Annotated in this window: 19 protein-coding genes and 1 tRNA gene; 18 read left to right on the forward strand and 2 right to left on the reverse strand. The window is 65.3% G+C overall.

From position 1 onward, the window contains the following. Positions 1 to 26: 26 nt before the first annotated feature. Positions 27 to 1610 (reverse strand): zinc-binding metallopeptidase family protein, encoded by a 1584-nt coding sequence (locus tag BLS75_RS26915; protein WP_053155970.1) that lies wholly within the window; start codon positions 1608 to 1610, stop codon positions 27 to 29. A 283-nt stretch (positions 1611 to 1893) separates the two neighbouring features. Between BLS75_RS26915 and BLS75_RS26920 the strand changes: the two genes are divergently transcribed. From BLS75_RS26920 to BLS75_RS26960, 9 genes are all read left to right on the forward strand, one after another. Beyond that, positions 1894 to 2811, forward strand: a complete 918-nt coding sequence (locus tag BLS75_RS26920) for a LysR substrate-binding domain-containing protein (protein WP_053155967.1) — start codon at positions 1894 to 1896, stop codon at positions 2809 to 2811. Positions 2812 to 2960: 149 nt separating this feature from the next. After that, complete coding sequence (locus tag BLS75_RS26925) at positions 2961 to 4052, forward strand: ABC transporter ATP-binding protein (RefSeq protein WP_019093895.1); 1092 nt, start codon at positions 2961 to 2963, stop codon at positions 4050 to 4052. Between the two features lie 85 nt (positions 4053 to 4137). Continuing rightward, the gene (locus BLS75_RS26930; RefSeq protein ID WP_072452118.1) at positions 4138 to 5250 is read left to right on the forward strand and encodes an ABC transporter substrate-binding protein; all 1113 of its coding nucleotides are present in this window, start codon (positions 4138 to 4140) and stop codon (positions 5248 to 5250) included. Positions 5251 to 5260: 10 nt separating this feature from the next. After that, complete coding sequence (locus tag BLS75_RS26935; RefSeq protein WP_011058710.1) at positions 5261 to 6097, forward strand: ABC transporter permease; 837 nt, start codon at positions 5261 to 5263, stop codon at positions 6095 to 6097. A gap of 7 nt (positions 6098 to 6104) precedes the next feature. Then, positions 6105 to 6920, forward strand: a complete 816-nt coding sequence (locus BLS75_RS26940; RefSeq protein ID WP_072452119.1) for an ABC transporter permease — start codon at positions 6105 to 6107, stop codon at positions 6918 to 6920. Between the two features lie 404 nt (positions 6921 to 7324). Continuing rightward, entirely contained in the window at positions 7325 to 7801 is a 477-nt protein-coding gene (locus BLS75_RS26945) for a formate dehydrogenase subunit gamma (protein WP_019093898.1), read from the forward strand. Then, positions 7801 to 9360, forward strand: coding sequence for a formate dehydrogenase beta subunit (locus tag BLS75_RS26950; RefSeq protein WP_072452120.1), 1560 nt, complete (start codon positions 7801 to 7803; stop codon positions 9358 to 9360). Before BLS75_RS26945 ends, BLS75_RS26950 begins: the two co-directional genes overlap by 1 nt. After that, on the forward strand, positions 9357 to 12254 hold the full coding sequence (fdhF, locus tag BLS75_RS26955) for a formate dehydrogenase subunit alpha (protein ID WP_072452121.1): 2898 nt from the start codon (positions 9357 to 9359) through the stop codon (positions 12252 to 12254). Before BLS75_RS26950 ends, fdhF begins: the two co-directional genes overlap by 4 nt. After that, a complete protein-coding gene (locus tag BLS75_RS26960) occupies positions 12251 to 12472 on the forward strand; it encodes a formate dehydrogenase subunit delta (RefSeq protein ID WP_072452122.1) in 222 nt (73 codons plus the stop codon). Before fdhF ends, BLS75_RS26960 begins: the two co-directional genes overlap by 4 nt. 53 nt (positions 12473 to 12525) lie before the next feature. Here the strand turns inward: BLS75_RS26960 and BLS75_RS26965 are convergent, their stop codons facing one another. After that, positions 12526 to 13170, reverse strand: a complete 645-nt coding sequence (locus BLS75_RS26965) for a hypothetical protein (RefSeq protein ID WP_011058704.1) — start codon at positions 13168 to 13170, stop codon at positions 12526 to 12528. Positions 13171 to 13368: 198 nt separating this feature from the next. Here BLS75_RS26965 and BLS75_RS26970 point away from each other — a divergent pair, with 198 nt between their 5' ends. The 9 genes from BLS75_RS26970 (at position 13369) to BLS75_RS27010 (ending at position 21575) form a co-directional block, all read left to right on the forward strand. Next, complete coding sequence (locus tag BLS75_RS26970) at positions 13369 to 14754, forward strand: sodium:solute symporter family protein (protein WP_072452123.1); 1386 nt, start codon at positions 13369 to 13371, stop codon at positions 14752 to 14754. Between the two features lie 29 nt (positions 14755 to 14783). After that, on the forward strand, positions 14784 to 15740 hold the full coding sequence (gene speB, locus BLS75_RS26975; protein ID WP_011058702.1) for an agmatinase: 957 nt from the start codon (positions 14784 to 14786) through the stop codon (positions 15738 to 15740). Positions 15741 to 15853: 113 nt separating this feature from the next. Beyond that, a tRNA-Thr gene (locus BLS75_RS26980) sits at positions 15854 to 15929 on the forward strand. A gap of 264 nt (positions 15930 to 16193) precedes the next feature. Continuing rightward, positions 16194 to 17177 carry a helix-turn-helix domain-containing protein gene (locus BLS75_RS26985; RefSeq protein WP_011058701.1) on the forward strand — a complete coding sequence of 328 codons (984 nt, stop codon included), beginning with the start codon at positions 16194 to 16196 and terminating at the stop codon, positions 17175 to 17177. A 161-nt stretch (positions 17178 to 17338) separates the two neighbouring features. Continuing rightward, the gene (locus BLS75_RS26990) at positions 17339 to 18373 is read left to right on the forward strand and encodes a DUF1254 domain-containing protein (RefSeq protein WP_053155951.1); all 1035 of its coding nucleotides are present in this window, start codon (positions 17339 to 17341) and stop codon (positions 18371 to 18373) included. 213 nt (positions 18374 to 18586) lie between these two features. Then, complete coding sequence (locus tag BLS75_RS26995; RefSeq protein WP_072452124.1) at positions 18587 to 19438, forward strand: MipA/OmpV family protein; 852 nt, start codon at positions 18587 to 18589, stop codon at positions 19436 to 19438. Between the two features lie 35 nt (positions 19439 to 19473). After that, positions 19474 to 20301, forward strand: coding sequence for an acid phosphatase (locus BLS75_RS27000; RefSeq protein ID WP_072452125.1), 828 nt, complete (start codon positions 19474 to 19476; stop codon positions 20299 to 20301). Positions 20302 to 20314: 13 nt separating this feature from the next. Next, complete coding sequence (locus BLS75_RS27005; RefSeq protein ID WP_011058697.1) at positions 20315 to 21109, forward strand: hypothetical protein; 795 nt, start codon at positions 20315 to 20317, stop codon at positions 21107 to 21109. A gap of 79 nt (positions 21110 to 21188) precedes the next feature. Further along, positions 21189 to 21575 (forward strand): c-type cytochrome, encoded by a 387-nt coding sequence (locus BLS75_RS27010; protein WP_011058696.1) that lies wholly within the window; start codon positions 21189 to 21191, stop codon positions 21573 to 21575. Positions 21576 to 21587 lie beyond the last annotated feature (12 nt).

A 21587-nucleotide genomic window follows, 5' to 3' on the forward strand; every position in this document is an offset into this window, starting at 1 on the left:
CTCAGGCAAGGGCCTGATAGCGGCGGCTACTCATCGGCCCGCGCCGGAATCCACCATTCTTCGCCCCGGGCCGTGCTGATGTACTCCGGCCAGCGGAAATCGTGGGGCACCTTGAAGTCCTCGGGCAGCAGTGGCGCCTGCCAGCGAGTGCCGCCGATACCGCCACCGGTGCGCTCGACAAACTCGGCCTTGGCCGCACTCAACAGGGCTTCGTCGGTCAGCAGGTCCACCAGGGTCGCGGCAATGGTCTTGGCCGCCACTTCGATCATCGGGTCGATGGTCTGGCGGATGCCGCCCAGGGCGTTGGACACCCAGTCCGGATAGACCGTGCCAGCTGGCGCGCTGAGCATCGGCCGGGCCACCAGCAGGCGCACGGTGGGGCAGTGCCAGGTGTATTCCGGGTAGTCATCGGAGGTCAGGTAGTTCTGCCAGGCGGGCATTTGCAGGCGCATCTGGCGCTCGCACTCCTGGGGTTCGATCAAGGCTTCGGTGGCTGGCAGAAATGGCCGCTCCATGGCTTCGAGGCCAAGGTTGCGCTGGATTTCCCGAGCGATCTCCCGGGCTTCTTCGTCCCACTGTGGAGCGCCCACCGCCGCCAGGTTGTCGTAGGTGGCCTGGGCCATGACGTGGTTGGGCAGGCCGCCCCGGGACTTGCACACCCAGGTCTTTTTCCAGCGGCAGCCGGTGGCCATGGCGGCCGCTGCGGCGTTGTTGTCCATGACCTGGGAGATGGTCTCGGCCTGCTCGATGGAATCGCAGCGCAGCAGGTACTGGATCTGCGACAGGTGCGGCGGCAGGTTGTCCGCGGTGGCCTGGCCGGCGGTGAGAATCGCCTCGTTGTAGCTCCACAGGCCGGTGAACGGCAGGGTCGAACGGCGCAGGCTTTCGTTCAGGGTGTAGAAATGCACCAGGGCGTCGTTGGCCCCGGGCGCCCGGGCCGCCAGATGGTTCTGCGGGATCGGGCTGTAGCGATCGGCGGCGATCCAGTTCTGCGGATCCTCGCAGGTAAAGCTGTAGATGTAGGCGTAGGCGATGCCGCAGTGGGTGTCCCAGGTGGTGGTGTTGTTCAGCGGCAACATGTAGGTGGGGTGGAAGCTGATGGCGGCATCCAGGTCATCGTAGTAGCCCTTGGCGGCGTGGACCGGCTTGGAGGCGCGGAGCTTTTCCGCCGGCTCGCCGAAGAACCTGATGCTGCCCTGCAGGCCGAATTCCACCATGGTCGCCTTGGCCGCCAGGGCCCCGCCGAGGGCGCTGATGCCCAGGGCCGAGTGCGGGTCGGTGTGCCCCGGAGCGAAGCGCGACAGGCCATCGCGCGGCTGCTTGCGGGTAGTGGCCGCCTGGCAGTTGCCGGGCACCGCGTCGTATTCGCCGTAGGTAGCCAGCAGCGGTCCCTGGCCCTGGGTGAAGGTGGCGCAGAAGGCCGTGGGCATGCCACCGCTGGCGCGCTCGACGGTGAAGCCCTCGGCTTCCAGCAGTTGCACGTACCAGGCGCTGGACTTGTATTCACGAAAGGCCGGCTCGGCGTAATGCCAGATGATCTGGTGCCAGTCCGACAATTGCTGGCGGTGGCGTTCAACCCAATCCATGGCGAATTCTTTGTAACGGGACATCCGCGGCACTCCTGGTTATCCAGGTTCCGGCCGGCCGGCGCCAGGACGCCACAGCGCCCCCACTCGGCCTGCGGGACCTCTTGTTGTTATTAGGCTTGTCCGGTCGGCTAAAGGCCGGATCGAGGCTCAGTATTGGTGAAGCGCCGATTACATCAATCGAATTTTTTAGGCGGCAATGTCAAAGTAAATTGACCAGTTTGCCGAGAGGTCGGCCCATACTGCGCCGCACTATGTGCGGAACACGAACGCCGTCGAACACAGGTTCCCTTGACCCGGAGGTTGTATGCGCTACCCCTCGATCACCGCCCTGCGCGCCCTCGACGCGGTCGCCCGGCTGGGCAGCGTCACTGCTGCCGCCCAGCAACTGAGCCTGACCCGCAGTGCCATCAGCCACCAGATCATCAGCCTGGAACAGAGCCTGGGTTTTGCCCTCACCGAACGGGTGGGACGCGGCATCGGCCTGACCTACCAGGGCCAGTGCTATGCCCGGGAAGTGCGGCGCATCCTGGCCGACATCCAGGACGCCGGACGGCGCTTCGACGGCCTGGCGGTGTCGGGCAAATTGCGCATCAGCTGCAACCCGGGGTTCGCCAGTTTCTGGCTGTGCAACCACATCAACGGCTTCCTGCGCCAATACCCCCAGGTGCAGCTGCAGGTGGTCAGCCCTCGGGCCCAGGACGACACCAGCGACGCCGAAGCCGACCTGTTCATCGCCTATGGTATCGGCGACTGGCCGGGGCTGCTGGTGGAGCAGATCGTTACCCTGCGCTTCTCGCCGGTGTGCAGCCCGCGCCTGATCAACGCCATCGGCGGCCTGAAGACCCCACTGGACCTCAAGGACTTCCCGCTGATCCACATGAGCGACACCAGCGACTGGCGGGTCTGGCTGGCAGCGGCGGGCGCCAGCCAAGTCAACGCCGACAGCGGCATCACCTTCTCCGACGCCCATTGCGCGCAGTCCGCCTGCATCGCCGCCCAGGGCGTGGCCATCGGCGACAACCTGCTCAGCGGCGATGCCCTGGCCCGGGGGCTGCTGGTGCGCCCGTTCGACATCAGCATCAGCGCCCTGCGCGGTTATTTCCTAGTGATCGATCCGGCCAAGGCCGAGCGCTCGGTGGTCCAGGCCTTCAGCGCCTGGTTGAAGAACCAGTTGCAGACCAGCGCCCAGCACATCTCGGACGCCCCCTCCGGCGAACCCTGAGGCGCTCGCGACTGGGAAATTTCACTCACCAATGAGACAAAAATTATTCCATTGATGTGGCGTTGCTTTTCACAATAATGAGCCGACCGCCTGCTGTTCCGACAATAAAAATTCCATAGCGCAGGCCGGCTTTGCGGGAGATCTCCGTAGTGTCCAGCAGTCCCTCGACTCAACTCAGCGCCCAAGGAATCAGCCAGTTCTACGGCAACTTCACTGCCCTGGACGGCATCGACCTCGACGTTCGCCAAGGCGAATTCCTCACCCTGCTCGGCCCCTCGGGCTCCGGCAAGACCACCCTGTTGATGATCCTCGCGGGCTTCCTCACCCCCAGCGCCGGCAAGCTGCTGGAGCGCGGTGTGGACATCAGCCGGCGCCCGGCGGAAAAACGCAACTACGGCATGGTGTTCCAGGGCTACGCGCTGTTTCCCCACATGAGCGTGGCCGACAACGTCGCTTACCCGTTGCGCATCCGAGGCGTGAAAGCCGAGGAGCGCCAGCGCCGGGTCAAGCACATCCTCGAGGTGGTGGGCCTGGGTGCTCACCTGAACAAGAAGCCATCCGAGCTTTCCGGTGGCCAGCAACAGCGCGTGGCCATTGCCCGGGCCCTGGTATTCGAGCCGGACATGTTGCTGCTGGACGAACCGCTGTCGGCCCTGGACAAGAACCTGCGCGAGCAACTGCAGACCGAGCTGCAGCGCATTCACCGCCAGGTCGGCACCAGCTTCGTCTTCGTCACCCATGACCAGGGTGAAGCCCTGGCGCTGTCGACCCGCATTGCCATCTTCAACCAGGGGCGGCTGGCACAGATCGACACCCCGGAAACCATCTACGACCGCCCGCGCAACCGCTTCGTCGCCGAGTTCCTGGGCAAGATGAACCTGTTCCCGCTGCAGGGCATTTCCCGCAACGGCAGCCAGGCCAGCGGACGCTTTGGCGACAGCCCGCTGCAGGCCACCACGTCCGGGGAAATCAGCAGCCAGCCGCAATTGCTGGCGGTACGCCCGGAACACATGACCCTGCACACCGAGCGCCCGCAAGCCGGCGAGCACAACGTGCTGCCCGCCTGCCTCGGCGAGCGGGTGTACCAGGGCTCCAGCACCCACCTGGCGCTGAACATCAGCCCGGAACTGGCACCGGTGAACCTCTCGGTGCCCGGCGACCACCCCGGTGCCCGATTGCCCAGCGGCACCCCGGTGTGGCTGAGCTGGCCGGTACGCCACAGCTTCCTGCTGGAAGCCTGAGCCGGCCGCTTCCCCATCGCGCACAGCTCTCCCATAACAATAATCGGCCGGCGCGCCCTGCACCGGCCTCGCGAGGACTTGCCCCATGAGCCAGCACCATCAACGCGACTGCATTGAAATCCTCATCGAAAAAGCCCGCGGCGGGCAGGTTAGCCGCCGCACCTTCCTCCAGGCCATGGGCCTGCTGGCGGCGGTGCCCCTGGCATTGCGCAGCGGTATCAGTTGGGCCGCCGACAAGCCCCTGGTGGTGGTCAACTGGGGCGGCGACGCACTCAATGCCTTTCGCAGCGCCTGGACCGACAGCTTCACCAAGAGCACCGGCATCCCGGTACGCATCGACGGCGCCGGCCCCACCGAAGGGGCCATCCGTTCGCAGTTGGCCAGCGGCCGGCCGAGCTGGGACGTGGTGGACGTGGACAGCTACAGCGCCATGACCCTGGGCCGCGACAAGGTCCTGCAACCCCTGGACTACAGCGTGGTGCAGCGGGACCTGGTGGCGCCGTCGCTGTCCCACGAGCACGGCATCGCCGGCTACCTGTTCAGCTACGTGATCGCCTGGGACAGCCAGAAGTTCGGCGACAACGGTCCCAAGGACTGGGCGGATTTCTGGAACGTGGAGAAATTCCCCGGCAAGCGCACCCTCTACAAGTGGATGAACGGCATGCTCGAAGCCGCGCTGCTGGCCGATGGCGTGGCCGCCGAGCAGTTGTACCCGCTGGACGTGCCCCGGGCCTTGCGCAAGATCGATGAGCTCAAGCCCCATGTCCTGTCGTTCTGGGGTTCGGGTGCGGAAAGCCAGCAGTTGATGATCGAAGGCGAAGCCTCCATGGGCGCCATCTGGCACACCCGCGCCACCCTGCTCCACGAAGACAGCGGCGGCCGCATCAAGTGGGGCTTCGACCATGCCTTCCTCAACGCCAGCAGCTGGGGCGTGCTCAAGGGCAACCCCGCGGGCACCGCACCGGCCATGCAGTTCATCCAGCACGCCTTGCAGCCGGCCGGGCAACTGAAGCTGTTCGAGGCCCTGGGCAACGGCCCGTCCAACGCCGCCACCCAGCAACTGATGAGCGCCGAACAGCGGGAGATCAACTGCGCCTCCGAAGCCAACATGAAGAAGCAGATCTTCCTCGACACCCAGTGGTACGCCGACCACTACTCCAGCACCCTGGAGCAGTACCTGACCCACCTGTCCAAATGAGCCGCCGACCATGAGTGCAACCCGAACCGCACGCCTGGAACGCAGCCTGCTGCTGTTCCCGCTGCCGCTGCTGCTGGTGGTGTTCTATCTGTTGCCGTTCTTCGGCGTGGTGAGCTGGAGCTTCACCCTGCCGGAGACAGGCTTCGGGCAGTACCAGCGCATCGCAACCGATCCGGCGATCCACGACATGCTCCTGCGCACCCTGCGCCTGTGCCTGACCGTGAGCCTCTTGGCCCTGGTGATCGGCTACCTGCTGGCCTACTGCTGGGTGTTCAGCCCGCCGTTCTGGCAACGCATGGTGGAGATCTGCGTGTTCATCCCGTTCTGGATCTCGGTGCTGGTGCGGGCCTTCGGCTGGCTGATCGCCCTGCGCAGCAACGGCGTGGTCAACGACAGCCTGCTGTCCCTGGGCTGGATCGATCACCCCTTGCAACTGACCCGCAACGAACTGGGGGTGGTGATCGGCATGCTGCACTTCATGATCCCCTATGCCCTGTTCCCTCTACTGTCGAGCATGCGCCAGCTGGATCAACGGGTGTTGCTGGCCTCACGCGGCCTGGGGGCCGGCGCCCTGCGCACCTTCTGGCAGGTGCTGCTGCCGCAGACCCTGCCGGGGCTGCTGGGGGCCTTCATCATGGTCTTCGTGTTCTGCCTGGGCTTCTTCATCACCCCGGTGCTGCTGGGTGGCGGGCAGACGGTGATGATTGCCGAATACGTGTTCCTGCAGATGTTCCAGACCAGCAACTGGGGCCTGGGCGCGGCCCTGAGCCTGGTGCTGCTGACCCTGGTCAGCGCGCTGATCTGGCTGCTGATGCGCATCACCCGTGTCAATCGACTGGTGGGTTGAGGTCACTATGAATACACATCGCACTGCCCTGAGTACCCGGCTGATCGCCGTGGTCGCCATGGCCTTCATGCTGTTCCCGCTGCTGACGGTGATCCCGGTTTCCTTCACCGCCAAACGCTACCTGTCGATGCCCGACGGCCACTGGTCGCTGCGCCACTACGAGGCGCTGCTGAGCAACCCCGACTGGCTGTCGAGCATCGGCCAGAGCCTGGCCATCGCCAGCGCCACCAGCCTGATCGCCACCCTGCTGGCGGTGAGTTTCAGCCTCGGCATCTGGTACCTGCGTTCGCGCCTGGCAACCCTGCTGATCGGCCTGGTGCTGCTGCCCATGGCCATTCCGCCGGTGATCTCGGCGCTGGTGCTGTACTTCATGGAAACCAACCTCGGGCGCATCGCCCCGGGCTGGGGCTACGACACCCTGCCCGGGGTGGTGATCGCCCATGTGGTGATGGTGGTGCCCTACGGCGTGGTGACCATGCTGGTGGCGCTGAGCCAGGTGGACCGGCGCATCGAACTGGCCTCGCGCAACCTGGGGGCGAGCCTGATGCAGACCACCTTCCTGGTGATGTTGCCGAACCTCAAGCTGGGGATCTTCTCCACCGCGCTGCTGAGCTTTGCCCTGTCCTGGGAGGAAGTGGCGGTGACCCTGTTCATCACCAGTGTCGACGTCAACACCCTGCCGCGGCGGATCTGGAGCGGCCTGCGCGATAACGTCGACCCCAGCGTGGCGGCGATCTCGGTGCTGCTGATCGGCCTGACCCTGCTGGTACTCGTGGGCCGCCTGGCCTTGCAGTACGCCGCCCAGCGCCGCGCCCGCTCCTAGCGCCTGTGGCGAGGGAGCTTGCTCCCTCGCCACGGGGCCCACCCTACTCCCTGGCTATTCGCTTCCGAGCTGACCGAAGTCATCCCTCACTCCCCGCGTTTTATCCGATAGTGCCCCGCTCGCCCACCCGGTTGCCCAGGCTCTTCTAGACTCAATGGGTGGTCGTAGATGGAACCGAACAAGTCGCTTTCGTGCAGATGAACCAGAAGCAGCGTGTCAAGCTGCCCTTTATGCCCTGAACAGGTGCGGCAACGACCGCGCCGGGTACAACAAGATGCCCATTCAGGGTGCATGGCCAACGGCCTGAAACGCCGCGCTACCGTGACGCGGCAACCAGCGCCGCAGCCGACACTTTCGGACAGCCGACAACCACCAGGTGTGTCCGTGACCGTGAGGAATGCTGTATGCCTGATGAAACACTGCACCTGCCTCTGATCCACCGCCTGCTGGAGCGCCACAAAGACTCCCCGGGCGCGCTGCTGCCGATCCTCCACCAGATCCAGGAAGAGCTCGGCTACATCCCCGATCCCGCCATCCCGGAAATAGCCCACAGCCTCAACCTGAGCCAGGCCGAAGTTCGCGGGGTAATCAGCTTCTACCATGACTTTCGTACCTCGCCGCCGGCGCGGCACATCCTGCGCCTGTGCCGCGCCGAATCCTGCCAGAGCCGCGGCGCCGAGCAACTGGCGGCGCAACTGCGCGAGCGCCTGCAACTGGACGACCACGGCAGCAGCGCCGATGGCAACATCAGCCTGCGGCCGGTGTATTGCCTGGGGGCCTGCGCCTGCTCGCCCGCCCTGGAGCTGGATGGCCAGTTGCATGCACGCCTGAGCGCCGAGCGCCTGGACGCGCTGCTCGACAGCTGCCGGGAGGACGCGTGATGCCCAGCCTCTACCTGCCCTGTGATTCCCTGGCCCGCGCCGTGGGCGCCGATGAAGTGGCCAAGGCCATCGCCACCCAGGCCGAACAGCGCCAGCTGCCGCTGCAACTGCAACGCACCAGCTCCCGTGGCCTGTACTGGCTGGAGCCGCTGCTGGAAGTCGATACCCCGGACGGGCGCCTGGGCTTCGGCCCGGTGGGCGCCGCCGACGTACCGGCGCTGCTGGACGCCCTGCAAGGCGATGCCGCAAGCCATCCCCTGGCCCTGGGCCGGGTCGAAGACCTGCCCTACCTGAAGAACCAGCAACGCCTGCTGTTCGCCCGCGCCGGCATTACCCGGCCGCTGTCCCTGGCCGACTACCGAGCCCACGGCGGCTTCGAGGGCCTGACCCGCTCCATCGCCCTGGGCGGCGAGCAGACCGTGGCCGCGGTGCTCGATTCCGGCCTGCGCGGCCGTGGCGGCGCGGCCTTCCCCGCCGGGATCAAATGGCGCACCGTGCGCGACACGCCGCAGCAGCAGAAGTACGTGGTGTGCAACGCCGACGAAGGCGACTCCGGCACCTTCGCCGACCGCATGCTGATGGAGGGCGACCCGTTCCTGCTGATCGAAGGCATGGCCATTGCCGGCATCGCAGTCGGCGCCAGCTACGGCTATATCTACGTGCGCTCGGAATACCCCCAGGCCGTGGCCACCCTGCGCGAGGCCCTGGACATCGCCCGGGATGCCGGTTATCTCGGGGCCAATGCCGGCGGTAGCGGCCAGGCCTTCGACATGGAAGTGCGGGTCGGTGCCGGGGCCTATATCTGCGGCGAGGAAACCGCCCTGCTGGACTCCCTGGAAGGCAAGCGCGGCATCGTCCGCGCCAAGCCGCCGATCCCGGCGCTGCAAGGCCTGTTCGGCCAGCCGACCCTGGTGCACAACGTGCTGACCCTGGCCTCGGTGCCGCTGATCCTGGAAAAGGGCGCGGCGTTCTATCGCGACTACGGCATGGGCCGGTCCCTGGGCACCATGCCCTTCCAACTGGCGGGCAACGTGCGTCACGGCGGCCTGGTGGAACGGGCCTTCGGCCTGACCCTGCGCGAGCTGGTGGAAGGCTATGGCGGCGGCACCGCCAGCGGCCGGCCACTGAAGGCTGCGCAAGTCGGCGGCCCGCTCGGCGCCTGGGTACCGCCTTCGCAGTTCGATACGCCGCTGGATTACGAAGCCTTCGCCGCCATGGGCGCGATGCTCGGCCACGGTGGCGTGGTGGTGGCCGACGACAGCCTGGACCTGGCCCGCATGGCGCGCTTCGCCCTGCAGTTCTGCGCCGAGGAATCCTGCGGCAAATGCACCCCGTGCCGCATCGGCTCGACCCGCGGCGTGGAGGTCATCGACCGCCTGCTGGCCGCTCCCGATCAAGGCCGCCGCGATGAGCAGGCGCTGATCCTCAAGGACCTGTGCGACACCCTGCAATACGGCTCGCTGTGCGCCCTGGGCGGGATGACCTCCTACCCGGTGGCCAGCGCCCTGAAGCACTTCCCCGCCGACTTCGGTCTGGCGCCCTCGGAGGCCGAGCAATGATCACTCTTTTCGACCCAGCCACAGATATCGATCTCAATGCCGTGGACTTCGGCACCCCGGCCCGCGACAGCCAGGTGCAGGTCAGCCTGAACATCGACGGGCGCAGCATCAGCGTGCCCCAGGGCACCTCGGTGATGCGCGCCGCGGCCCTGATGGGCACCACCATTCCCAAACTCTGCGCCACCGACAGCCTGGAAGCCTTCGGCTCGTGCCGCATGTGCCTGGTGGAGATCGACGGCATGCGCGGCTACCCGGCCTCCTGCACCACCCCGGTCAGCGAAGGCATGGTGGTGCATACGCAAACGCCGAAACTGGCGACCCTGCGCCGCAACGTGATGGAGCTGTACATCTCCGACCACCCCCTGGACTGCCTGACCTGCTCGGCCAACGGCAACTGCGAACTGCAGACCGTCGCCGGCCAGGTGGGCCTGCGGGAAGTGCGCTACGGCTATGACGGCGCCAACCACCTGCAGGATCAGAAAGACACCTCCAACCCTTACTTCGACTACGACCCGAGCAAGTGCATCGTCTGCAACCGCTGCGTGCGCGCCTGCGAGGAAACCCAGGGCACCTTCGCCCTGACCATCAGCGGCCGGGGCTTCGAATCCCGGGTTGCGGCGGCCGGTGGCGACAACTTCCTGGACTCCGAATGCGTGTCCTGCGGCGCCTGCGTGCAGGCCTGCCCCACCGCCACCCTGATGGAAAAGAGCGTGGTGCAGATGGGCCAGCCGGAGCGGGCGGTGATCACCACCTGCGCCTACTGCGGCGTGGGTTGCTCGTTCCGCGCCGAGATGAAGGGCGACCAGCTGGTGCGCATGGTTCCGGACAAGAACGGCCAGGCCAACCACGGCCACTCCTGCGTCAAGGGCCGCTTCGCCTGGGGCTACGCCACCCACCCGGACCGCATCACCAAGCCGATGATTCGCAAGCACATCAGCGACCCGTGGCAGGAAGTCAGCTGGGACGAAGCAGTGACCTACGCCGCCAGCGAACTGCGGCGCATCCAGTTCAAGTACGGCCGCGACTCCATCGGCGGCATCACCTCCAGCCGGTGCACCAACGAGGAAACCTACCTGGTGCAGAAGCTGGTGCGGGCGGCCTTCGGCAACAACAACGTCGACACCTGCGCCCGGGTCTGCCACTCGCCCACCGGCTACGGCCTCAAGCAGACCCTGGGAGAATCCGCCGGGACCCAGAGCTTCGACTCGGTGATGCAGGCCGACGTAATCCTGGTGATGGGCGCCAACCCCAGCGACGCGCACCCGGTGTTCGGTTCCCAGCTCAAACGGCGCCTGCGTGAAGGGGCCAAGCTGATCGTCATCGACCCGCGGCGCATCGACCTGGTGGACTCGGTGCACGCCCGCGCCGAGCTGCACCTGGCCCTGCGCCCGGGCACCAACGTGGCCATGCTCAATGCCCTGGCTCATGTGATAGTCACTGAAGGGCTGGTCGACCAGGAGTTCGTCAGCGCCCGCTGCGAGCCCGAGGCCTTCGCCCTGTGGAGCGCCTTCGTCAGCCGCGCGGACAACTCGCCGGAAGTGCTCGGCGCCATCTGCGGCGTGCCCGCCGCCGATATCCGTGCCGCTGCCCGCCTCTACGCCACTGGCGGCAACGCGGCGATCTACTACGGCCTGGGGGTCACTGAGCACAGCCAGGGCAGCACCTCGGTCATGGGCATCGCCAACCTGGCCATGGCCACCGGCAACATCGGCCGCGAAGGGGTGGGCGTGAACCCGCTGCGAGGGCAGAACAACGTCCAGGGTTCCTGCGACATGGGCTCCTTCCCCCACGAGCTGCCGGGCTATCGGCACATCTCCAACCAGGTGGTGCGCCAGCAGTTCGAGCAGGCCTGGAACGTCACCCTGCAGGCCGATCCCGGGCTGCGCATTCCCAACATGTTCGAAGCAGCCCTGGGCGGCAGCTTCAAGGGCCTGTACTGCCAGGGCGAGGACATCGCCCAGAGCGACCCCAACACCCAGCACGTGACCGCGGCCCTGTCGGCCATGGAATGCGTGGTGGTGCAGGACATCTTCCTCAACGAAACCGCCAAGTTCGCCCACGTGTTCCTGCCGGGCAGCTCGTTCCTGGAAAAGGACGGCACCTTCACCAACGCCGAACGGCGCATCTCCCGGGTGCGCAAGGTCATGGAACCGCTGGGCGGCAAGGCCGACTGGGAAGGCACCCTGGCCCTGGCCGCGGCCCTGGGCTACCCGATGCACTACAGCCATCCCTCGGAAATCATGGATGAGATCGCCCGCCTGACCCCGACCTTCACCGGCGTCAGCTACGCCAGCCTGGACCGCCACGGCAGCCTGCAATGGCCGTGCAACGACGCCGCGCCGGACGGCACGCCGACCATGCACATCGACGAGTTCGTGCGTGGCAAGGGGCGCTTCATGCTCACCGGCTACGTGCCCACCGACGAGAAGGTCAACGGTCGCTACCCGCTGCTGCTGACCACCGGCCGCATCCTCAGCCAGTACAACGTCGGCGCCCAGACCCGGCGTACCGACAACGTCGCCTGGCACGCCGAGGACCGACTGGAAATCCACCCCACCGATGCCGAGAGCCGGGGCATCAACGAAGGCGATTGGGTGGGCATCGGCAGCCGCGCCGGGCAGACCGTGCTGCGGGCCCGGGTCACCGAGCGGGTGGCACCGGGGGTGGTCTACACCACCTTCCACTTCCCCGAATCGGGGGCCAACGTGATCACCACCGACAACTCCGACTGGGCCACCAACTGTCCGGAATACAAGGTCACCGCGGTGGAAGTCAGCCGCGTCTACCACCCTTCCGAATGGCAGAAGCGCTACCAGGCATTCAGCGAAGAGCAGCATCGCCTGCTGGACAAGCGTGGCCGCTCCCGGGGCGGCAAGGCGGAGGTGCGCCGATGAGCACCGCCAACCTGATCAAGATGGCCAACCAGATCGCCTCGTACTTCGCCAATGAGCCGGACCAGGTACAGGCCGTGCTCAACGTGCGCAACCACATGCAGATGTTCTGGACCCCAGGCATGCGCAAGGAACTGCTGGCCTGGCAGACCGAGCAGCAAGGGGCCGAATTGCATCCACTTGTGCAACAGGCGGTGCGCGACGCGGGCTGGGAGGCCTAGACCTGCCCTCACCCCCGGCCTGCTACCCCAGGCCGGGGCTACCGTCCAACGGCTCAGCTACCCGGGCACTTGCTGTCCACCGGCGGCTTGGCCTGGACCGCCATCGGCATGACCGCTCCCGGCTTGCCCAGGGGCAACAACTGGTACACCGCAAAGGCACACATGGCTGCGGTTTCGCCGTTCGCCTGGGGGATGTAGTTCAGGCCGACATAGGCCTCGTAGCTCTTGCCCGGCTCGAACAGCACCACCTTCCTCACCTCGGGGCAGGTGCTGTAGGTGCTGCCATAGCCACCTGCCGCCACGCCCCCGCCTTCCAGCAGGAAAGGCCGGCCCGCCGGTACCCGGTACTCGGTGGCGATCTCGTTGTAGGCGCCCTCGCCCCTGCGGATCGCCCCTGCGTAGGCCGGCAGTTTCGGCGCGAACCTGGGCAGCATGTCGATCTGCCGGGGCTGCACCGGGAACTGCGGGTAGTTGATGTTGGCCTGTTGATCGCTGCCGAAACGCCCGGCCTTGGCCAGGCGCTTGCTGTCCCCCAGGCACCCGGCATAGGCGTCCCCGCGCACCTCGCCGTTGGTGATCACCCGCAACTGCGCGGTCGGCACGCTCAGGGGCGGTTCCGAATAGGGCTGTACCGGTTTGACACTGCAAGCGCCGAGCAACGCCAACGCGGCCAGCAGGGTCGGAGTTGCGAGATTCATCACTGAAGTTTCCTTTGACTGAGGCGGCCACCGGGCCCGCACAGGCTATCGGCCGAGAGCCCGCAGCCTTCACTGCCACCCAGGCACTTTCCACAAAACACAAGCCAGCTTGTGCCTGCCGGGATGTACCCGGCAACCCCTGCCACCTACGCTGCGCCGACCTGCCTTCAACAACAAAAACAAAAGGAAGCGACGGTTATGGCACTCGATTATCTGGTAATGGCGATCTACGTCCTGCTGATGGCCGGCCTCGGCTGGTGGGGCATGCGCAAAGTGAAAAGCCAGGATGACTTTCTGGTGGCCGGGCGCCGCCTGGGCCCGGCCCTGTACCTGGGCACGCTGTCGGCAGTGATGCTCGGCGGCGCTTCCACCATAGGCTCGGTGCGCCTGGGCTACAGCTACGGCATTTCCGGGCTGTGGCTGGTGTTCATGCTGGGCCTGGGGATCATCGTGCTGAGCCTGGTGTTCTCCCGGCAAATTGCCCAGTTGCGGGTCTTTACCGTGACCCAGATCCTGGAGCAGCGCTATCAGGCGTCCTCGCGGCTGATCGGTGGCTGCGTGATGGTCGCCTACGACCTGATGGTGGCGGTGACCGCCACCATCGCCATCGGCTCGATCACCGAAGTGGTGTTCGAGATCCCGCGGATCACAGCGATCCTCTGCGGAGGCGGCCTGGTGATCTTCTACTCGGTGATCGGCGGCATGTGGTCGCTGACCCTCACCGACATCATCCAGTTCGTGATCATGACCCTGGGGATCTTCGGCGTCCTGCTGCCCATGAGCCTGGGCCAGGCCGGCGGCCTGGAAGCCTTGCAGGCCAACCTGCCGGCGGGCTTCTTCGAGCTGGGCAATATCGGCCTGGACACCATCCTCACCTACTTCCTGCTGTACTTCTTCGGCGCCCTGATCGGCCAGGACATCTGGCAGCGGCTGTTCACCGCCCGCAGTGAAAGCGTGGTGCGCTACGCCGGGCTTGGCGCCGGGATCTACTGCATGTTCTATGGCGCCGCCTGCGCCCTGGTGGGGGCCGCCGCCAAGCTGCTGTTGCCGGACCTGGCGGTGGCGGAAAACGCCTTCGCCGAAATCACCCGCAGCGTGTTGCCCGCCGGCCTGCGCGGCTTGGTGGTGGCCGCTGCCCTGGCCGCCATCATGTCCACCGCCAGCGCCTGCCTGCTGGCTTCGGCCACGGTGCTCAAGGAAGACATCTACAGCCGCTTCCTTACCCGGGGCGGGGAAAACCACCTGGCCAGCAGCCGCTGGATCACCCTCGGGCTGGGGGCGGCGATGCTGTTGATGGCGTGCCTGGTGAACGACGTGATCGCCGGGCTGAGCATCGCCTACAACCTGCTGGTGGGCGGCCTGCTGGTGCCGATCATGGGCGCGCTGCTGTGGCGCCGCGCCTCGGCCAGGGGCGCCATCGCCTGCATGCTCACCGGCAGCCTGACGGTGATCGCGTTCATGGTCCGCGACGGCATTCTCGCCAACACCCCGATCTACTACGGGCTTGGGGTCAGCCTGCTGACCTTTGTCGGCGTCAGCCTGACAAGCCGGGCGGCACCGGCACTGCGCAGCGCCACCGAATAAATCCTTCACAGCGAACAAGGAACCCCGCCATGTCCAAGCCCTTTCCCCAACCCGTGGATGCCGCCCTGGTCCCACGCTTCGCCGGCATTCCAAGCTTCATGCGCCTGCCGCTGTTCAACGACCCGGCCCAGGTGCAGATCGCCCTGGTGGGCGTGCCCTGGGACGGCGGCACCACCAACCGTGCCGGTGCCCGCCACGGCCCGCGGGAGGTGCGCAACCAGTCGAGCCTGATGCGCAAGGTGCACCATGTCAGCCGCATCGCCCCTTATGACCTGGTCCGGGTCGGTGACCTGGGTGATGCACCGGTGAACCCCATCGACCTGCTGGATTCGCTGAAACAGATCGAAGGTTTCTTCAGCCAATTGCACCAGGCCGGCGCCGTGCCCCTGGCGGTGGGTGGCGACCACCTGGTGACCCTGCCGATCTTCCGCGCCCTGGCCCGCCACCGGCCCATCGGCATGGTGCACTTCGATGCCCACTCCGACACCAACGACCGCTACTTCGGCGACAACCTCTACACCCACGGCACGCCCTTTCGCCGCGCCATCGAAGAAGGCCTGCTGGACCCCAAGCGCACGGTGCAGATCGGCATTCGCGGTTCGATCTACAGCGCCGACGACGAGGCTTTCGCCCGGGACTGCGGGATTCGCGTGATCCACATGGAAGAGTTCGCCGACATCGGCGTCGAAGCCACCCTGGCCGAAGCCCGGCGCGTGGTGGGCGACGGCCCGACCTACATCAGCTTCGACGTCGACGTGCTCGACCCGGCCTTCGCCCCCGGCACCGGCACCCCGGAGATCGGCGGCATGACCACCCTCCAGGCCCAGCAGATGATCCGCGGCCTGCGCGGCCTGAACCTGGTCGGCGCCGACGTGGTGGAAGTCTCGCCGCCCTTCGACGTCGGCGGTGCCACCGCCCTGGTGGGCGCGACCCTGATGTTCGAGTTGCTGTGCATCCTCGCCGAATCGATAGCGCAAGGCTCCTGAGGAGGGCCAGCCAATCGTTTGCCAGCGGACGCGGCCCTGAGCGCTTCGCAAAAATAGTCAGATTTCAGGGGTTTACAGAAGCCCGCCAATCGCTATAATCGTCGCCCTGACACGCCGGTATAGCTCAGTTGGTAGAGCAACTGACTTGTAATCAGTAGGTCCCGGGTTCGACTCCTGGTGCCGGCACCATACAAAACAAAGCCCTCGCAGCGATGCGAGGGCTTTGTTGTTTCCAGGGTCAAACAATCCTCTCCCGATGCCTTCAGCACCTTGCTGGACCCGGTATCGCCGCGCTTCAGCCCCCTCACCCTTCTTCGCAAGTCCCACAAGCACAATGTCCTTCGTGTTTAATGCACATCGCCAGCACGACTCCGGCAGGTGTTTTGCGCTAGTGTTTCCTGCGGACTCGGACGTTCTTCACGTGCACGGCCTTTGAACCAGGTGCAACCGCTCATGACCCATGCAACGCCCTCCATCAAACTCAGCACGCTTCAGCAAATAGCGCCCTACCTGAGCATGCGCGGGGTGTCGCCGCTGGAGTTCTTCCGGCGTTACGGGATTTCCCCGCAGGTTTTTCAATACCCGGATGCCTGGGTGCCGCGAGCGACCTGTTTTCACATCGCCAATGAAATGGCCGCGGTCGCACAGGACCCCTTCGCGGGTGCAACGGTGGGGCATCTGATCGAAGTACGCTCACTCGGCGCCTGGGGCGGGTTGATCCTGGGTTCGACCAACCTTGCCCAGGCGTGCGCAGTGGCAGCGATCCATACGGACTTACTGCATCAAGGAAGTGACGTAAGAATCGTTACCGAAGGCCGTACGACGAAGCTGATCCAGCAATTCACCGGGCAGCACGGGGCTGATCCGAAACAGGTCATTCTCGGCACTCTGGCGCTGCTGAGGAAAGTGCCGCTCATGTCCGGCGAGCCTTGCGCCATACGGGTGCATCTGCAAAACCCGCGGGAGCGAGGAGATGAGGCGCTGGAGGAGTACCTGGGGCCGAATCTGCACATGAACGCGAAGCACAACATGATCGAATTCGATCGTGAGCTGCTCGACACCCCTCTGCAACCTGCCCGGGATGACGCCTGGAAAGTCACCGAGGCCTTGAAGTCGACCGCGCAAGCCGCCGGTGTGCTGATCGAACGGATCGCGGATCAGGATCGATCCAAACTTACCGCTATTTCAAGAAACATCGGCTTGTCTTCCCGAACGCTACAGCGGCGCCTCAAGTACTGCGGCATCGACTTCGAAGACCTGCGTGACGAGACCCGTCGCAGCGAAGCACTGCAATTGATTGCCAGCGGCAAATACACCGCGACCGAGATTGCCTACATGGTGGGCTACAGTGATCAGGCGCACTTTACCCGAGCCTTCAAGCGCTGGACCGGAAGTTCGCCGTCGCGCTACCGCTCGCTCTTGAAAGATGATCGTTAACCTCTTCGCCTGACCCTCTCGCCCTACTATCGGGCGCCTTCAAATAACCCACTTCGCGGTACTTGCCTGTTGTGCTTTTGGCACCAAATGGCAAGTTTCCAGCAGGGTGTTCTTATAAAGTCTGAAAAGGTAATGCCCACTTAAAAGAGCTAGAGGTTTACATGCCCGATTCATCCACGGCCTGCATCGTCGCCCTGACGCTGGCCACTTTTGCCAGTGCACACGCTCAGTCATCCGCTGATGCGCCGGTGCGGGTAAATGTCGATAACTTTGCTCGCGCCGAGTCCGACCTCTACATGGGCAAGAGTGTGAAGAGTGGAGGCTTGGGGCGGTTTGTTCACAGCCGCGAAGCGGTTGCCATCGACGCTCAGGATGTCATCCGCATGAACAGGGACACGCTTTACTCGTCAGCGGTGTTCGATCTCGATGCCGGCCCGGTGACTGTCACCTTGCCTGAAGCCGGTGAGAGGTTCATGTCGATGCAAGTGGTCAACGAAGATCACTACGTGCCGGCAGTCATTTATGGGCCCGGTCCCCATACGCTGGCGAAAGAGGACATCGGCACACGCTATGTATTTGTCGCTATCCGCCTGTTCTTCGACCCCACGGATCGCAAAGACCTCGAGCAGGTGCATGCGCTGCAGGACGCCATCCAGGTCAGCCAGGCCAGGCACGGGGAGTTCGTGGTTCCGAAGTGGGATCAGGCGAGCCAGAAAAAAGTGCGTGATGCCCTGGCTGTTCTGGGTTCGACCCTTCCCGACTACAACCAGTCCTTTGGCCCGAAAGGCAGGGTCGATCCGGTGCGCCACCTGATCGGAACCGCAACGGGCTGGGGCGGCAACCCGAGCAGGGACGCCATCTACCTCGGAGCAGTATTGCCGCACAACGATGGAAAAACCGTCTACCGGCTCAAGGTTGAACAGGTACCGGTCAAGAGTTTCTGGTCTGTGAGTGTTTACAACGCCGACGGGTACTTTCAGAAAAACCCCTATGACGCCTATTCGCTGAACAACCTCACTGCCAAGAAAAGTGCCGATGGTTCAATTGTCATCCAGTTCGGGGGGTGCGAGGCCAAGGTCGTCAATTGCCTGGTTACGACACCCGGCTGGAACTACACCGTCAGGCTCTATCGACCGAGTAACGAAATACTCAGTGGCCAATGGCGTTTTCCAACGCCCGAGCCCGTCGATTTGTAAATTCGATTATTCGAGCAAGTGCAAGTTTGTCGAAACGACGGACTCCTGCCATCGGTACTTGTAAACGCACTGGGGCGATCCATGAGGCCAGCGCTTGCGCCGGGGGTTTACCGGCCTGCACTCGCCTCGGATACCAGCACCTGCAAGTTGAATATTGGTGATCAACTCAGCAATGGCTCTGCACTACAGAGTTCACCCCCAAGGAAATGAACAATGACACTCAAGGATCATTCACATTCTTTCAGGTCTCCCGTGGTGTTCTCCCTAGGTGCAGCCCTTGCATTGATGCTGGCGCCGCCTGCCCAGGCTGCCCCGGCCGATTCAGGCGGCACGCCAGCGGTGACGGTAGGCGGCGGCTTGGCTGTTGGCCCGTTGTACCAGGGCGCTTCTCACTACGCCGCCTTCCCGTCACTGAAGCTCAAGGCGGTCATGCCGACCCAGGACTGGGGCACCTTTACCGCGGCCTTTCCGGAAGGGCTGCGGTGGGATCTGCCGGGGCTGGCGCCTTTCGGCGTGGCCCTGCTGGTGGGTTATGACCCGGGGCGCAAGGAACGCATTCACACCCTGGACGGCCGTGATGACTACCTGCGGGGCATGGGCAACCTGGACAGCACCGCCCTGGTGGGGGCGGAAGCGTACTGGATCCTGCCCGCCGGCCGCTTGTTCGTACGCGGCCTGCAATCGAGCCAGAGGCGCAATTACGGTGGCGAAAGCCTGGGCCGTACGACGTACCTGGAAGCCGGGGTCGCCACCACCTACCCGCTGTCTTCGACCTTGACCCTGGACTCGACGCTGTACGGCACCTGGAGCAACGAGAACGACATGATGGCCCGCTTCGGCGTCACCGCCCAGCAAGCCGCACGCACCCGGTTCGATGAATACCACCCCGGTGGCGGGATGCGCGACGTGACCTTGAAACTGGGCCTGACCTGGCAATGGCAGCCACAGCTGGCGCTGGAAGGTGGCATCAAGACCTACGCCCTGGTCTCCGACGCCCGTGACAGCCCGCTGACGGGGGAAAAGGTCGGTGCCGGAGCCTATCTGGACGCCTTGTACCGGTTCTGATCAGCCGTGGTCATGGATAGAAAAGAGAACGCACGATGAAAAAAATACCTGAACCCTTCGCGGTGACACTGTCCCTGGTCGGCCTGCTCTGGTCGGCATGGGCGCTGGCCGAGGACGCCGCCACGAAGGTCACCGACCCGCACTTCAAGCTGGCGCCAGGCTACCTTGAACCGGCTGACTTGCCTGTACGCCTGGCCTTGCTCGGAGCCCCGCCAAAACCAGGCTCCGCGGCCCTCGCGCGGGATGAAGAAGCACGGCGTGCGGCGCTGGCGCTGCGTGGCTCGAGCCGGGAGAAACTCGCGGCAACCGATGCAGAACTGTCATTCCCCGGCCCGGCGAAAACCTTCTCTTGCGCGCTGGGCACGCAGATCAGCGAAAAGAGCACCCCCCATCTATACACCTTGATGCAGCGCACCCTGACGGATGCGGGGGGCTCCACCTACGCCGGAAAGAATGCCTACAACCGTACTCGCCCCTTCGTGGTGCATGACGAAGGCACGTGCCGCAAGGACATGGAGCCACTGCTGCGCACGGATGGCTCCTGGCCCTCCGGCCACTCCGCCGCGGGTTGGGCCTGGGGCCTGGTCCTGGCCGAGATCAGCCCGGCCCGCGCCACCGAACTGATGACCCGTGGCCTGGCATACGGCCAGAGCCGGGTCATCTGCGACGCCCACTGGCAGAGCGACGTGGACGCTGGCCGCATCATGGGGGCCGCGACGGTGGCCAGCCTGCATGGCAATCCGGCATTCCTCGCCGACCTGGCGGCCGCGAAGGAGGAGGTCAAGGCCGCGCAGCAGGCCGGCCTGAAGCCTGCCGAGGACTGCGCAGCCGAAGGCGTGGCTCTTGGGCTGACCCAGCACTGATCGGAGAAACAGCATGATCCACCGTGACCATCCGCACTCACCGTTGCTGCACCGGCGTACCCGCCTGGCGCTGCTGCTGGGCGCCTTGACGACCGCCGGAACCAGCCTGCCGCCCGTGGCCATGGCGGCAGACGACGATGGCTGGCGGTTCAACGGCGGCCCGTACGTGTGGGGCGCCGGGATCCGCGGGCACGTAGGCCACCGCAGCACAGGGACCCAGTTCATCAAGTCCGACTTCTCGGACATCGCGCGCAGTGTCGACATGTCGGTGATGCTGATGGGCGAAGCGCGGCGCGGCCCCTACAGCGTGCTCGCCGACCTGATGTACATCGACACCGACACCCGCAACCGGCTGCCAGCCGGAGCGCTGGCGTCCAAGCTTGAGGTGCAGAGCAAGACCGCCTCGGGTTTCCTCGGGGGCGGCTACCAGGTGCTGGGGGATGACGATCATCGCCTGGACATCGCCGGCGGCGTGCGCGTCTGGTACAGCAGCACCAGCATCACCCTGCACGGTGGTCCGGCCGGGGGCCTGTCGGGCTCGGACAAGGCCACCTGGGCCGACGCGATGGCGGGGTTGCGCGGGCACTACGCCGTGAACGAGCGGTTCTGGCTCTCCGCCTGGGGCATGGCGGGCGCCGGGCAGTCCCGGGAAGACTGGGACCTGGCCGCACTGGCGGGCTGGGAGTTCCTGCCGGGCTTTTCGGCGGTGGCCGGCTACCGGGCCATGGGGGTCGATTATCGCCATGACGGGTTTGTCTACGACATCGTCCAGAAGGGCCCGCTGCTGGGTATCAGTGGGCGCTTCTGAGCCTTGTATCGCAAGGCTCCCCCCAGGCATGCGCTTCATGCTCCAATAGCCGCCGATTCCAGCTGCACGCAGGCCGCCCATGAAGCCCATCGCCGTATCGATCCTGACCCTGTTGCTCCACTCCCTGCTATTCAGCGCCCCGGCCCTGGCCGGTGATGCCGAAGCCGGCGCCAAGCTGTTCAAGCGCCTGTGCAGCGGCTGCCATAACATCGGGCCTTCGGTACGCAGTTCCTTCGGGCCGCAGCTCAATGGCATCATCGACCGCCCCGCCGGCAGCGCCGCGGACTACCAGTACTCGACGGCCATGAAGTCCTCGGGCATTGTCTGGAGCCGGGACAAGCTCATCCAGTACCTGGAAGACCCCAAGGCCGTGGTGCCCGGTACCCGGATGATTTTCTGGGGGCTGAGCGATGAGGAAAAAATCGATAATCTGCTGGCCTATCTGCAGACGTTCCAGACCCCCTGACCCGTTTTCGAC

Origin of the sequence: Pseudomonas sp. NFPP12 (assembly GCF_900103205.1) — a bacterium.
In the GTDB taxonomy this organism is placed as follows: domain Bacteria; phylum Pseudomonadota; class Gammaproteobacteria; order Pseudomonadales; family Pseudomonadaceae; genus Aquipseudomonas; species Aquipseudomonas protegens.

Excerpts from the sequence above, each read along its gene's own strand:
- BLS75_RS26915 (WP_053155970.1), bottom strand. The coding sequence starts at position 1,610 with ATGTCCCGTTACAAAGAATTCGCCATGGATTGGGTTGAACGCCACCGC.
- BLS75_RS26920 (WP_053155967.1), top strand. The coding sequence starts at position 1,894 with ATGCGCTACCCCTCGATCACCGCCCTGCGCGCCCTCGACGCGGTCGCC.
- BLS75_RS26930 (WP_072452118.1), top strand. The coding sequence starts at position 4,138 with ATGAGCCAGCACCATCAACGCGACTGCATTGAAATCCTCATCGAAAAA.
- BLS75_RS26935 (WP_011058710.1), top strand. The coding sequence starts at position 5,261 with ATGAGTGCAACCCGAACCGCACGCCTGGAACGCAGCCTGCTGCTGTTC.
- BLS75_RS26940 (WP_072452119.1), top strand. The coding sequence starts at position 6,105 with ATGAATACACATCGCACTGCCCTGAGTACCCGGCTGATCGCCGTGGTC.
- BLS75_RS26945 (WP_019093898.1), top strand. The coding sequence starts at position 7,325 with ATGCCTGATGAAACACTGCACCTGCCTCTGATCCACCGCCTGCTGGAG.
- BLS75_RS26950 (WP_072452120.1), top strand. The coding sequence starts at position 7,801 with ATGCCCAGCCTCTACCTGCCCTGTGATTCCCTGGCCCGCGCCGTGGGC.
- fdhF (WP_072452121.1), top strand. The coding sequence starts at position 9,357 with ATGATCACTCTTTTCGACCCAGCCACAGATATCGATCTCAATGCCGTG.
- BLS75_RS26960 (WP_072452122.1), top strand. The coding sequence starts at position 12,251 with ATGAGCACCGCCAACCTGATCAAGATGGCCAACCAGATCGCCTCGTAC.
- BLS75_RS26965 (WP_011058704.1), bottom strand. The coding sequence starts at position 13,170 with ATGAATCTCGCAACTCCGACCCTGCTGGCCGCGTTGGCGTTGCTCGGC.
- BLS75_RS26970 (WP_072452123.1), top strand. The coding sequence starts at position 13,369 with ATGGCACTCGATTATCTGGTAATGGCGATCTACGTCCTGCTGATGGCC.
- speB (WP_011058702.1), top strand. The coding sequence starts at position 14,784 with ATGTCCAAGCCCTTTCCCCAACCCGTGGATGCCGCCCTGGTCCCACGC.
- BLS75_RS26985 (WP_011058701.1), top strand. The coding sequence starts at position 16,194 with ATGACCCATGCAACGCCCTCCATCAAACTCAGCACGCTTCAGCAAATA.
- BLS75_RS26990 (WP_053155951.1), top strand. The coding sequence starts at position 17,339 with ATGCCCGATTCATCCACGGCCTGCATCGTCGCCCTGACGCTGGCCACT.
- BLS75_RS26995 (WP_072452124.1), top strand. The coding sequence starts at position 18,587 with ATGACACTCAAGGATCATTCACATTCTTTCAGGTCTCCCGTGGTGTTC.
- BLS75_RS27000 (WP_072452125.1), top strand. The coding sequence starts at position 19,474 with ATGAAAAAAATACCTGAACCCTTCGCGGTGACACTGTCCCTGGTCGGC.
- BLS75_RS27005 (WP_011058697.1), top strand. The coding sequence starts at position 20,315 with ATGATCCACCGTGACCATCCGCACTCACCGTTGCTGCACCGGCGTACC.
- BLS75_RS27010 (WP_011058696.1), top strand. The coding sequence starts at position 21,189 with ATGAAGCCCATCGCCGTATCGATCCTGACCCTGTTGCTCCACTCCCTG.